The sequence below is a fragment of the Kitasatospora sp. NPDC004531 genome (assembly GCF_053602195.1).
Window position 1 is genome coordinate 40,569 of sequence record NZ_JBSGDD010000050.1, and the last position, 13,163, is coordinate 53,731.

A 13,163-nucleotide genomic window follows, 5' to 3' on the forward strand; every position below is an offset into this window, starting at 1 on the left:
GAACACGCAAATCAGTCTGCGTGAGGAGTTGTGACAGCGCATCCGGCTCGACGTAAGCAGGGGCCGAGATTCCGGTTCGCGAGATGTCTCAGCCGCGGAAGAAGTTCGGCTGAGCGGTCCTACGCCGACGAAGGCAGCAACGGGTTGTCAGAGCCCGGCTTCGCTTCTCAACACGCTGACTTGACAGGGAACTACAGGGTGTCGTTGACGTTCATGCGGCCTGCTCCTCGCGCTCGACCAGGACACCGTTCTCGAACGTGGCCCCGGAGCGGACCAGGGCGACGAGGGAGGCTCCGGTGATCGCGCGCCAGCGGGCCCGGGCGGACTCGACTTCGGGAACTTGGCGCCGTAGGTCTTCGCGAACGCCTCGATCGCCTTCGTCGCAGCGGGCTGCGCGGACTTGGGCAGGCAGTTGGTGACGTTGCGGGATTTGTGAACCCAGCACCTTTGCGGCCTGGCCTCCGGGAACACCTCGGCGAGCGCCCACCAGAGGCCCATGGCGCCGTCGTCGATGACCAGCTCGGGGTCGCGCATGCCGCGCCGGCGGCAGTCGCGAAGCAGGTCGGCCCACGACTCGGTGGACTCGCGCAGGCCCTCGGCCAGGGCGATCAGCTCCTTCGTGCCGTCCAGCCGGACACCGAGCAGGACCAGGACGCACGAGTGGACCTGGCCGAACCGGACCTTGGGGTGCACGCCGTCGGCCCAGACGTAGACGAAGTCGCGGTCGGACAGGTCCCGGTCCTGGAAGGCGACGTGGTCGTCGCTCCACTGCTTCGTCAGCCGGGTCACGGTCGTCGGCGAAAGGCCGGCCGTGCCGCCGAGGAACTGCTCCAGCGCGGGCACGAAGTCGCCGGAGGACAGTCCGTGAAGGACGAGGAACCGGCGAAGGCCGGCTGACCGGCTGCGGCCGCCCAGCCTGGTCCGGCGATCTAACTCCACATGTCCACACCTTCGCGTCCACTCGGATCCAGCGTCAAGAGGTCTTCGTGAAGGCCCGAGAGGGGGCGGCCGGTGGGACGGCCGTCCTCACCGGACTCCATGACCGACCAGCCGACATCGACCCCGGACACGTTCACGTCCCCGCCGCAGTCGAGCTCGTCCACCACGGCGAATACCGCTTCATAGGCGATGGCCCGAGCCAGCAGCACCAAGTCCTCCCGGTCTGCCCCCGCATCCAACAAGCGCCGAGCTGCCGCCACCTGCTCCAAAGCCCCCGGGTCGGCCCAGCCGTCGATCGCACCCCGCCACAAGGAGCGGAGCAGCAGGAACCGCGCCAGTTGCGGCCGGTTCTCATCAATCTCGGACCGTGCCCAAGCGGACGCGTCAGCCGCACCAAGGGCCTCGAACTGCGTCCGAAGCGACTCCGCCGCGGCTCGCTTTGACGGTGCGAGTCCGGACAACCACGACTGCCACGTCGCCTCGACATCATTCATCGCACCAGGATGCCCACTCGATGCCAGCACCGGCAAGATCAACAATTCCTGCGGATCCCGATCCTCATCGCCACCTGGTGACGTCATTTCTGGTGAACATCCGCAACGCGCAAGATCGCCAACTGCTGCCCAAACCACTGATCAACCGCTGCTACTTCACATGAACGAAGCCAGCAGACCGTCACAGAGCGGGAAGGAGGCTCGGAGCACCGTCATGACCCTCTCCATCGCGCGCTGCGCGAGTGGATCTCCGGTGCCGCCGCCGCCTGGGTGCTGGAACAGGCCGTGCACAACGTCAGCACCGCCTGCGGACCCGTCGCGGCGGCCGCCCCTACACTGCACGCCATGAGTGAGATACCCCTCGATGCCGAGGCCGCCGAGCGCCGGGCCGCCGCTGCTGCCTTTCTGGCCGAACTGGAAAGGGCGGCTGCCGGGTTCGGGCTTTCGCTGCCCGTGCCCGAGAGTGTCCACCGGGCCGGGGCGGAATTCGTCGGGCCGGGCAGCGGCGACCGTGCCTGGATCCGTGCCTGGGTGACGGACGCGGGGCCGGTCGTCTCGCTGCACCGGGCGGGGGCGACGCTCGCCCAGGGGGTCGCCGCGGACCTCCCGGGGGCGGTCCGTGCGGTGGTGGCCTGGCTGGCGGGGGCCGATCTTGCGGCCGTCCGGCGGGTCGCGCCGTTCCTGGTCGTCCACGAGTGGGCGTTCGCGCACGAGCGTGCGCCGCTCGACGAGTTCGAACTGGCCTGGCGGCAGCGGCTCGGCAGGTTCGACGTGCCGCTGACGGGGAACTACCCGCCGGGCTACCGCGCGATGTTCGAGGCCGCGTTCGCCGAGCCCCGGCTGCGCCGGCTGGCGCCGGTGACCAGCCACTTCCGGCTGTGGTTCTCCAGCACGCCGCAGCATCCGTACCAGCCGGTCGGCGCCCACATCGACCCGCTGCACGACGGCACCTTCGAGGTGCGCCACCGGGACGGTGCCGTCTTCGCGGCCGCGACCGCCGAGGAGGCCGTCGCGCTGGCGGTGCAGGGGCTGCCGGCGGACTGCTGACCTCCCCCGGGCCGCCGCGCGCGACGGGCGCCGGTCAGAGCAGGCCGTCCCAGAGCTGTTCGACGATGACGGCCCACCAGTTCTCGGGGTCGGAGAAGACGGTGGGGTCGAGGGCGGCCAGCTCGCGCTGGAAGGCGTCGACGGCGAGGCCGGCGGCCTGCGGGTCGAGGCCGCGCAGCGCGGGGTGGCGGGCGGCCAGCAGGGAGAGGCAGCGCAGGTAGGCGGCGAGCGAGGTGTTGAGGTAGCGGCCGGTGCCGGTGTCGGGGTCGACGGCCCAGATCCGGCCGAGGCCCGCGCCGGTGCCGGTGCCGCCGTCGCCGCACTGGACGGCGATCAGCGCGTGGCCGTCGTCGCCGAGGACGAGGTACTCGGCGAGCAGCGCACGGGTGCGCTCGGGGACCCGGGCGCCCCGGCCGGTGGACGCCAAGTGGTGTGCGACGGTGGGCAGTTCGGGCAGGTGGTGGAAGAATCCGGGGACGTCGGCGGGCAGTCCGGCCCCGGCCAGGGTGGCGGCGGTGGCGGCGGGCAGCACGGCGGGTGCTCCGGTGACGCGCCGGATGCCGGCGGTGCCGAACTGGGCGTCCAGCCGGGCCCCGAGCTGCTGGTCGCTCTCCGCGGCGGCGGCGGGCACGGCGCGCGGGAACGGGATCCGGTTGGGGCGGGGCGGCGCGGGGCGGCCGGCCCGGCGGAAGGTGTCCTCGGTGGCGTCGGTGAGGGCCCGGACGGCGGCGGCGCGCCGGTCGTAGCGCGGGCCGTAGGCGTGGCCGAAGTCGAAGGTGGCGGTGGGGAGTTCGGCGAGCAGCACGGGGGCGCAGTAGCCGCCGGGCAGTTCGCAGGGGCGCAGGTCGGTGTAGACGGACAGCACGTCCTCGGGGCGGACGCCCTGCTGCTGGAGGGTGCGCCAGGCGCGGACCTCGGGGTGGCCCTCGCCGGGGGCGGAGAGCTGGAACAGGCTCTGCTGTTCGCCGGCGGCGTCCCGGTAGGTGAGGACGACGGAGGTGCCGGGGCCGACCACGGGCGGGCGGGACGGGTCGTGGCTGCCGGCGCCGAGCTTGTCGCGGTAGAGCTGGACGACTTCCTCGACGGGGATCGAGGGCCAGTGGGTGAGTTCGCCGGTCTCGCGGTCGACGACGGCGCAGGCGGTGCCGATCTCGGCGGGGGCGCGGCGCTCAGCGCCGGAGCCGCCTGAGCCGCTGGCGCTGCTGGAACCGCCGGAGCGGTCGGGTTCGGCGTCGGGGATCGGCCACAGCACCCAGCCGAGGTCGAACTCGTGCACGCCGATCCGGTGCCACTGCTCCTCGGGCCGGGCGCCGTTGATCCACTGGTGGGCCGCCTCGATGGCCTGCTCGCGGGTCGTCACGCGGTCGTTCTCCTTCGGAGCCGGTTGGTCGGTGTTCACAGTAGTGGACGGGCCCTGGTCACTGTCCGGCCGGTCGCAGCGCGGCGATGCCGCGGGCGTCGGCGACCAGCAGCAGGCCGTCGGGGGTGAGGTCGGCGCCGGCCAGCGGCCCGTCGGAGAGGAACGCGGCGATCGGGCCGGTGGTGGTGCCGTCGGGGTTGCGCCGCCAGAGCCGGACGTAGTCGCTGCCGGTGCTGAGCGCGAGGGCGCCGGCGGCGCGGGTGTCGCCGTCGGGGCGGGCGAGTTGCTCGGGGTCGGTGCGGTCGCTCTCGCCGGTGTGGGCGTCGTAGGCGGCCAACTCCGGTTCCTGGCCGGGCCGGTGGGCGATCAGCAGGTGGCGGCCGTCGGGGCGGGTGGCGGCGGTGACGGCGCCGACCCCGGTGAGCGGCCGGGCCCACAGGGTGTGCCAGGGCAGGTCGAGGCCGGCGGTGTCGAGGCCGGGCAGGCCGTCCTGGCGGGCGGCGTGGTCGAGCAGCGCGGCGCGCAGTTCGACGTCGAGTTCCTGCCGGGTGAACAGCGGGGCGAGGCGCAGCCAGGTGCGGCCGAGGGGCGGCAGGTCGGTGCCTTCGGCGGCGAGCTGTTCGGCGGCGGCGCGCAGGCGGTGCTGTTCGGCGTGCAGCAGGAAGCCGGGGTCGGCGAGGAGTTCGTCGAGCAGGCCGCCGTGCAGGGCGTGTCCGGCGAGTTGTTCGCGGACGTAGGGGACGGCGGTGGCCCAGCCCGCGGGGCGGGGGACGGTGGCGAGCAGGGCGGTGGCGATGCGGCGGTGGACTTCGCGGGCGGTGCGGCCGAGGCGTTCGCGGATCTCGTCGGCGACGGCGGGGTGGACGATGCGGGCGCCGGGGGCGCCGTCCTCGGTGGTGGCGAGGTCGAAGAACGGCAGCAGCAGGTCGCGTCCGGCGGCGAGGGCGGGGCCGAGGTCCTTGCCGGCGACGGCGGAGGCGACGGGCGCCCACAGGTCGAACGGCAGGGGTTGGCCGGGGCCGGCCAGGGCGAGCGGGGCGAGCAGGCGGCGCAGGGTCAGTTCGTCGCTGCCGCAGCGTTCGGCGTGCAGGTCGAGGGCGTCGCCGGCGCTGCGGGGCAGCGGCAGCGGGCCGGTGGGGCGGGCCTGGACGGACCAGGCGGCGAGGCGGACGGCCAGCGGGGTGCCGGCGACGGCGGCGAGCTGGCGGGCCACGGTGGGTTCGGCGACGGCGAGTTCGGCCTGCCGGAGCAGGGCGTCGGGGTCGCGCCAGGGGTCCTGGTCGAGGTCGATGATCCGCAACTGGCCGGCGGGGACGTCGCCGGCGAGGCGTTCGGCCTCGGTGCGGGGCAGGTCGGCGAGCAGGCGGACGCCGGGGTTGAGGGCGAGCGGCAGCAGGACCTCGGTGGTGACCCTGGCGGGTTCGTCGGTGCCGCTGAGCAGGCCGGACCGGTCGATGTCGGCGACGACGACGGTCTGCGGCTGCTCGGGGGTGCCGATCGCGGCGAGCACGGCGGGCAGCCGGTCGGCGCGGTCGGTGCCGGGGGCGAAGGTGTCGGCGAGCAGCCAGCGCAGTTGGACGGCGCTCAGGCCGGTGGCGTCGAGGACCGGCGGCGCGGGCAGGTCGGCGGGCGGGACGGTGGCGGGGTCGAGGGCGTCGGTGTCGAGGCGGGCGCGGTGGGCGGGGTCGCTGAGCATCAGGAAGGCGGTCAGCAGCCGGGTGCGGCCGCTGCCGCTGTCGCCGGTGATCAGCACCGTGCGCGGCACGTCGGCCGTGCCGGCCCGCCAGGCCGCCAGGGTGCGCAGCGCTGCCGCCCGGCCGCCGAGGTAGGGGTGGGGCTGGTGGGCGGCGGTGGTGTCGGTCACGTCGGGTCTCTCCGGTCGGGGGGCTGGGGAGGCGGAGGGGTGGCTCAGGCCCAGGTGTCGGGTTCGAGGACGTACTGCCAGCTGTCGGTGGCGGCGGCGTCGGGGTCGATCTCGGCGACGCGGGTGCGCAGTTCGGTGAGCAGGTCGTGGCTGTCGGCCTCGTAGGGCCAGTAGACCGTCAGGTACTGGGCCTGGAGGGCGATCATGGTGAGGAACTGCTCCAGGGTGGTGCCGATCAGCGGCTCGTTGGGGGTGGTCTCGGCGGGCCAGTGGCCCGGCATCATCCGCAGCACCCGGCCGTCGCTGCCGTCGAGCACCAGGTCGGCGGCGATCCAGCCGCCGAGCAGGTGGTAGGGGCCGGTGCCGGGCTGCTCGGTGTGCTCGGGCCAGCTGCGGGCGGGCAGCCCGTCGGCGGGGGTGAGCCAGTAGCCGGTGCGGCTGTCGACGGCGGGCAGGCCGACGGTGGCGAGCAGGTCGCGGGTCGGGCCGTGGGTGATGGTGTCGGGGAGGGTCTCGAACCGGTGCAACTGCCCTGCGCCGAAAGCCTGTTCGAGCAGCTGTCGCAGGTCGGGCAGGTCGGCGCGGCGGTAGGGGCGGGGCCGCTGGCTGCCGAACGCGCCGAGCAGCGGGACGAGTCGGTGCTCGGGTGCGTCGCGCAGCAGCTTGACGTCGGGGCGCACGGCGTAGGCGCCGCGCTCGCCGGCCAGCACCAGCAGGTCGCCGACCGCGCCGGCGGTCTCCGCGTCGGGGTGGTGGAACAGTCCGAGCGGCGCGCCGTCCGGGCCGTCCAGCACGGTGGCGTAGCCGATGGCGGTGCGCACGCCCAACTCGGCGTCGACGGGGGCGAGTTCGTCGTCGGCGGGGCCGAGCAGCTCGCCGGTGGCGGCGTCCTGGACGAAGGCGTTCTCCTCCTCGTCCTCCGTGACGGCCACCGGCGTGCCGCGGAGTTCGGCGGCGTAGACCCGGTCGATCTCCTCGGTGTGCCAGGGCGCGGTGCGGGGGGCGAACTCGCCGAGCGGGCTCCAGCGGGACCAGACGGTGCGGAAGGTCAGCGGTTCGGGGCAGGCCGCGGCGAGCGCCTCGGCGCGCTCGACCTGGCCGCGGGTGTGGGCGTCGTGCGCCAGCCGGGCCACCCATTCGCCGTGCGGCGCGCCCGCCAGGCCGTAACCGCCCAGGTAGCGCAGCGCGTTGGCGTGCGTGCCGTGCTCGAACTCCCCGTCGGCGTACGCGGCCCAGAGGGCTTCGATCAGCGCGTCCTGCGGGACGTGCGCCAGCGCGCGCGGGTCGTCGAGCAGGTCGTCGAAGCGCCCGGCCGCGGCGGCGTGGCCGGGCAGCGAACGGGCCGCCCACGGCGCGGTCAGGTCGCCGGCCAGCAGGTGCTCGGTCATCCGGGTGTGGAACGCGGCGGCCTCGGCCGGCGGGTAGCGCAACTCCTCGACCAGGGCGGGCCGTTCGAGCCCGACGGTGCCGTCCGCCGCCCGCACCGGCGGCTCGGCGGCGAGCTCCGCCAGGTCGGCCTCGGTCACGGGGACGTCGGCGGCCCGGCACAGCTGCGCCCAGGCGTCCGTCGGCACCCGGCTCAGCTGGGCGTTGGCGAGCGCCCGCACGGCGGCCAGGGCCTGCGGCGTCAGGGCCGCCGTCAGCGCCGCCAGCTCCTGCGGGCCTTCGCCGTTCTCCAGCCGGAGCACCTCCAGCCAGTACCCGGTGGGCTCGGCGGACAGCGGCGCGGGGGGCTGCGCCTGCTCGACGACCAGTTGCAGCCGGCCTTCCTGCGCGGCGTGGGTGAGCGCGTGGATGACGGCCTCCATCCGCACGGCTCCGCCGCCGCAGGCCAGGGAGCCGCCCCGCTGGGTGTTGGCGAGCAGCACGGTGCGGGCCGTCCGGGAGCGGCGCAGCTCCCGTCCCAGGTCGGACAGGGTGCCGTAGGTGCGCCGCCGCAACGCGCCGGTGCGGTCGATGAGTTCCTGCGCGACGGACTCGGCGCTGCGCCCGGCGGCGTCGATCAGCAGCGCCTCCGGGAACGCCTCGGCGAGCGCGGCGAGCACCGCGCTCTTCCCGCTGCCGGCCGGGCCGGTCACGTGGAGCCGGCCCCGGCTGCCGTCCTGAAGTCGTGCGGTGGCGGCGGCGATCGCCGCCGTCACCGCCGTCCCGTCGCGCCCGGTCATCCGGCCACTCCCTTGCTCACTGGCTCATGTTCGTTCGTCGCTGCGGGTCCGGACCGGACCCGCTGAGGTCACAGGCCCTGGCGCTTCTTCTCCATCTCCATCCAGGCCCTGCCCACCTCGGCCACGTGGTCGCCGAAGTCCCGGTCCATCTTCTGCTTGGGCGTCAGCTCGCCGTCGGCGACGTCCACGTCGGAGCCCGCGCCCTTGCGGTACCCGGTCGCATAGTAGACCGGCACGCCGGTCTGCTCCCGCGACAGGTAGCCGGAGCAGTCCGCGTGACCTGGGCCGATGCCGCAGGGCTCGCGTTCGGTGTAGAGGCTCAGCACCTCCGGCTGGTCCTTCTGGTCGCGGGTGGCCTTGAGGTGGTCCATCCAGCCGCCGAGGTGCGTCTCGGAGTGCAGCGGCGTGATCCCGGCCCGCGGGTTGCTGGGCGGCACCGAGCTGTCCACCACGAAGCTGACCTGCTTGGTGGTGGGGTCGTAGACCTCGATCACCGCGTAGTTGCGGCCGGTGAGGTCCGGCCGGTGCCCGGCGTCCTTGACCGCGCCCTGGATGCTGCGCTTGCCGAACGCCTCCTTGATCTCGTCGCGGACGTCCTTGTACTCGGAGGACTGCTTGAGTCCCGCGTCGCCCTTGGAGGTGGAGTGGTCGACGGCGCCGCGACTCTCCCGGTCGCCCTCGCCCGGGGCGGTGCCGGCCACCCTGGGGTCCGAGTTGTAGGGGTACGACATCGCCTCGGGGCTGGCGCCGACGCCGTGGTTCTTGTGGAACTCGTCGCTCATCCGGCCCATCGCGGCGACCGCCGCGCCCTGCTCGCCCGGGTCCAGGTCCTTGAAGCCCGGCAGCGCGTCCTCAAGGGCCTTGCGGTTGAACGTCCGCGGGTTGCCGGCCTTGCTCTTGTCGAGGACGTCGCCGAGCTCGCCGTTCTCCGCCCACTGGTTCAGGTGGTTGTAGACGTTGTCCATGTCGAGCTGGCGGACGTCGTTGGTCTGGCGCAGCTTCTGCTGGTTGGCGTCCGGCTCGACGCCGTAGAGCGTGTCCTTCGGGCCTTCCTTCGGGTCGAGGTGCTCCTCGCCGCGCTTCGGGTCGTGGATCGGGTGGTCGGGGTCGTTCTCGCGGCGCTCGTCGATGACCTGCTTGTCGGTCTTCGGCGTGTCCACGTCCATCGGGCTGCCCGACGGGCCCGCCTCGGCGTTGTCGTCGTCCTGCTTCTTCGGCTTCTTCTTGGCGGCGCCGTCGTCGAGTTCGTCCTCGGCCTTGTGCTTGCCCGCCGGGTCCTCGGGACGCCGGTCGGTCCCGCCGGGCTCGCCGGTGGGCTGCTGGCCGGGCGGGCGGTGGTCGGCGCTCGGGCGGCGGTCCGGGTCCAGGGTGATGGCGAAGACGCCGTTGTCGCCGTTGTGCAGCGGCCTGTCGCTGCGCTGGCCGGTCTGGTTGTCCAGGTAGGTGATCCGGCCGTCGTGGTTGACGACGTTCCACGCGTGGGCCCGGCCGTTGCCGTCCTGCGTGATGATCACCGCCTGCGAGCCGTGCCCGTCGTTGCGCAGCTGCTCCTCGACCCGGCGGAACGCCGGATCGCCGTCGCCCATGTCCCGGAACGGCGCCCCGAGCTGACTCTCCGCCCGGTCCCGGCCGCCCCGCTCGCCGTCCGGCCCGGAGTCGTTGCGCGGCGCGGCCGCCGTCGGCCGACCGCTGTAGGTGTCCGCGGTCGACAGCGCCACGTCGAGGCAGTTGTTGTCCCGCCCCGGCGCCCGGTGCCCGTCCCCGTTGACCGCCCCCGGCCAGTCCCCGTTCGGATCCGGGTGCCGCTGCGGCGTCCCGTCCGGATTCCGCGGCACCCGGCTCTCCAGGTCCGCCTGGTGCTGCGGATCCGGCCGGTCCAGCCCACCGGGCGTGTCGTACGGCCGACTGTCCGCGAGGCTGTCCGGCCGCGGGGCGAGGCCGTCCGGCACCGCGTCGTGCTGCGCCGGCGCGTCGGGGGCGGGGGTGTCGGAGTGGGAGGGGTCGGTGTTGTTGTCGGGGTCGGGGCGGTGGTCGGTGTCGGTGTCCGCGTCGGGGCGGTGGTCGGTGTTGTTGTCGGGGTCGGGGCGGTGGTCGGTGTCCGGGCGGTCGGCGTCGGGACGCGAGCCGTCGGGACGTTCGGCGTCGGGACGGTGGTCGCCGGTCGGCCGCTCACCGTCGGGGCGCGAGCCGTCGGGACGCGCCGCGTCGGGACGGCTGCCATCCGGGCGCGCCGAGTCGGGACGCGAACCATCGGGACGGGCAACGTCGGGACGACCCGTGTCAGGCCGGGCAGCGTCAGGACGGCTGCCATCCGGACGACCGGTGTCGGGACGACCCGCGTCGGGCCGAGCACCATCGGGACGCGCAGCGTCAGGACGCCCACCGTCCGGACGGCCCGTGTCGGGACGCGAGCCATCGGGACGACCCGTGTCAGGCCGGGCAGCGTCAGGACGGCTGCCGTCCGGGCGACCGGTGTCGGGACGACCAGCGTCGGGCCGAGCACCATCGGGACGCGCAGCGTCAGGACGCCCACCGTCCGGACGGCCCGTGTCGGGACGCGAGCCATCGGGACGACTCGTGTCAGGCCGGGCAGCGTCAGGACGGCTGCCGTCGGGGCGACCGGTGTCGGGACGACCAGCGTCGGGCCGAGCACCGTCGGGACGACCCGCGTCAGGACGACCCGCGTCAGGCCGAGCACCATCGGGACGCGCAGCGTCAGGGCGACCCGTGTCGGGACGCGAGCCATCGGGGCGTGCCGAGTCGGAGCGCCCGCCCGGCCGGCCCCCGTCCGGCCGACCCGTTTCGGGGCGGCTGGTCTCGGGACGATCCGCGGCCGGGCGCGACGTGAACGTCGAGTTGCCACTGGGCTGTTGACCCTGGTGGCCGGGGCCGTGGCCCTGGCCCGGCACGGTCGGGGTGGTGCCCGGTCCGGCCGGCGGACGGCCCGCAGCCGAACCGGACGGAGCACCGCCGGTCGGAGTCGCGCCGCCACCCGTCGCCATGCCGCCACCACCGGGCATGCCCGCCCCGCCCACGGGGCCGGTGCCGCCGACGGGGCCGGTGCCGTCCGGGCCGGTCGTCGGCATGCCGCCGGTGCCCGGCCGCTGCTCCGTGGTGCCCGCGTGCGGCGGCGGCGCGGTGGCGGTGCCGCCGAGTCCGGCGACGTCGAGGCGCGGGGGCACCTGGCTGTGCGTCCCGGTGTCGGAGTCGCCCCGCGGGTCGCCGCCACGGAACGAGGGCGCACCCCCGGCCGCGACGCCGGCTCCGACCGGCGGACGCATGCCGCCGCCCGACCCCTCCTGCTGTGCCCCGTCCGAACCCTGCTCACGATGCGGACCCGGCGCGCCGCCCGACGGCGCGGGCTCGCCCGGCGCGAACCCGCGATCGTGCTGCGGCCCGTCACCGGGCCTCGGCGCGGGAGCGTCGTGCGGACGGCCGCCGTCGCCGCCGTGCGACTGGCCCGACGACGAGTCACCGGCACCGAAGCTGTCGCCGCCGCCCGCGTGCGGGCGGTCGATGGTGAAGTCCTGCTTCTCGATGTGGTCGACGTAGTCGACCGTGGCACCGCTCAGGTAGGGGGCGCTCATTCGGTCGGTGACCACCTTGACGCCGCCGAAGTCCTTGACGACGTCACCGTCCAGCGAATGCTCGTCGAAGAACAGCTGGTAGCGCTTGTCCGGCCCGTCTCCGTGCTGCGGGCCGGTGTGCTGCGGCCCGTTCTCGTGCCCCTCCTGCGAGGGAACGTGGTGCTCGGGCCTGTTCCCCGCACCGTCGTGCCCCGCCGGACGCCCACTGTCCGCGCCGGACCCGTGCGGCTCACCGCCGTGCCCACCGGGCCGACCACTGTCAGCCCCGGCCTGCCCCGCACCATCACCCTCCGGCCGGTGCGGCACACCATCCGTACCAGTCCGCGACGGACCCTCCTGCGAGGGAACGTGATGCTCAGGCCCACGCGACGCACCGTCATGCCCCGCCGGACGACCGCCGTCAGCCCCAGCCTGCCCCGCACCATCACCCTCCGGCCGGTGCGGCACACCATCCGTACCAGTCCGCGACGGACCCTCCTGCGAGGGAACGTGATGCTCAGGCCCACGCGACGCACCATCGTGCCCCGCCGGACGACCGGCATCAGCCCCAGCCTGCCCCGCACCGTCATGCCCAGCAGGCCGACCCGCATCAGCACCACGCGACGCACCGTCATGCCCCGCCGGACGACCGCCGTCAGCCCCAGCCTGCCCCGCACCGTCATGCCCAGCAGGCCGACCCGTATCGGCACCACGCGACGCACCATCGTGCCCAGCAGGCCGACCACCGTCAGCCCCAGCCTGCCCCGCACCATCGTGCCCAGCAGGCCGACCTGCGTCACCACCGTGCGACGCACCGTCCACACCCGCCCGCGACGAACCGTCGTGCGACGGCGTCGGCGTCGGCGTCGGCGTCGGCGAGGATGCCCCCGAGCCCGAACGACCGTCCTGCCCGGCCGAGTTCGCGCCGTCCCCGCCCGCCCGCGACGAACCGTCGTGCGACGGGCCGGAGGAGCCGGCGGAGGTGTCGTGGTCGGTGCCGAGCCGGGTCCCGAACGGGTCGAGCGCCGGGCCGCTGTCGGCGCGCGGCGGGCGGGCCGGGGCGCTCTGCTGGTTGCCGCCGTTCGCCGTGTGGTCCGATCCACCGCCGGTCGAGTCGCCCGAGCCGGACGATCCCGACGCGCTGATCGTCGGCCCGCCGCTGCCGTTCGAGCTGTGCTGCGAGGGCCCCCCGGAGGACGGCGAGTTCACGTGCCCGCCCGACCCCGAGCCTGCCCCTGCACCGGCCCCCGACCCATCGCCGTGCCCGCCAGCCGACCCAGCCCCGGACCCCGAGCCCGCACCAGACCCCGAACCGGACCCCGAGCCCGCCCCAGCCCCAGAACCCGAGCCCGAACCCGCCCCAGAGCCAACCCCAGAGCCAACCCCAGAACCAGCACCGGCACCCGAACCCGAGCCGGCCCCCGCCCCGTCCCCGTTCCTCGTCGAGTCGCCGCTCCCCGCCCCGTCGTGCCCGCCCGAGGACGACGAGTCCCCGTGCCCGGCCGCGTTGTCGATCCCGCTGCGCGCGTGGCCGCCCGCGCGCGAGCCGAGGCCGTCGCGGAGGGACTCGGTGAAGGTCTGGCCGGAGTTCTTGACGCTCTCGGTGAAGTCCTCGGCACCGCGCTTGACCGTCCGGCCGAGGTCGTAGCCGTTCTGCGCGCCGAAGCCCTGGTTGACGGTCTGCGCGATCAGGTCGCTGATCATGCCCTGGATCGCCGAGACGGCCGG

General features: G+C 74.7%; 7 protein-coding genes and 1 pseudogene. 2 read left to right on the forward strand and 6 right to left on the reverse strand.

Features of this window, described 5'->3' with window-relative positions; all coding sequences use genetic code 11:
- Positions 1-211: 211 nt before the first annotated feature.
- Both ACWEMJ_RS20645 and ACWEMJ_RS20650 read right to left on the reverse strand, forming a co-directional pair.
- Positions 212-876: pseudogene (locus ACWEMJ_RS20645) on the reverse strand (IS256 family transposase); the annotation flags it as partial.
- A gap of 53 nt (positions 877-929) precedes the next feature.
- Positions 930-1,433 carry a hypothetical protein gene (locus ACWEMJ_RS20650; protein WP_452138527.1) on the reverse strand — a complete coding sequence of 168 codons (504 nt, stop codon included), beginning with the start codon at positions 1,431-1,433 and terminating at the stop codon, positions 930-932.
- Between the two features lie 345 nt (positions 1,434-1,778).
- On the opposite strand from ACWEMJ_RS20650, the gene ACWEMJ_RS20655 reads away from it, so the two are divergent.
- Complete coding sequence (locus ACWEMJ_RS20655; protein ID WP_452138528.1) at positions 1,779-2,480, forward strand: DUF6193 family natural product biosynthesis protein; 702 nt, start codon at positions 1,779-1,781, stop codon at positions 2,478-2,480.
- A gap of 34 nt (positions 2,481-2,514) precedes the next feature.
- On the opposite strand, the gene ACWEMJ_RS20660 is transcribed toward ACWEMJ_RS20655, so the two are convergent.
- From ACWEMJ_RS20660 to ACWEMJ_RS20675, 4 genes are all read right to left on the reverse strand, one after another.
- A complete protein-coding gene (locus tag ACWEMJ_RS20660) occupies positions 2,515-3,840 on the reverse strand; it encodes an SUKH-4 family immunity protein (RefSeq protein ID WP_452138529.1) in 1,326 nt (441 codons plus the stop codon).
- A 58-nt stretch (positions 3,841-3,898) separates the two neighbouring features.
- On the reverse strand, positions 3,899-5,704 hold the full coding sequence (locus ACWEMJ_RS20665; RefSeq protein WP_452138530.1) for an ATP-binding protein: 1,806 nt from the start codon (positions 5,702-5,704) through the stop codon (positions 3,899-3,901).
- 44 nt (positions 5,705-5,748) lie between these two features.
- Complete coding sequence (locus ACWEMJ_RS20670) at positions 5,749-7,869, reverse strand: SUKH-4 family immunity protein (RefSeq protein ID WP_452138531.1); 2,121 nt, start codon at positions 7,867-7,869, stop codon at positions 5,749-5,751.
- A gap of 68 nt (positions 7,870-7,937) precedes the next feature.
- A complete protein-coding gene (locus tag ACWEMJ_RS20675) occupies positions 7,938-9,818 on the reverse strand; it encodes a toxin glutamine deamidase domain-containing protein (RefSeq protein ID WP_452138532.1) in 1,881 nt (626 codons plus the stop codon).
- Positions 9,819-12,929: 3,111 nt separating this feature from the next.
- On the opposite strand from ACWEMJ_RS20675, the gene ACWEMJ_RS20680 reads away from it, so the two are divergent.
- Positions 12,930-13,163: hypothetical protein (locus ACWEMJ_RS20680; RefSeq protein ID WP_452138533.1), on the forward strand; the 234-nt coding region annotated here is incomplete at its 3' end.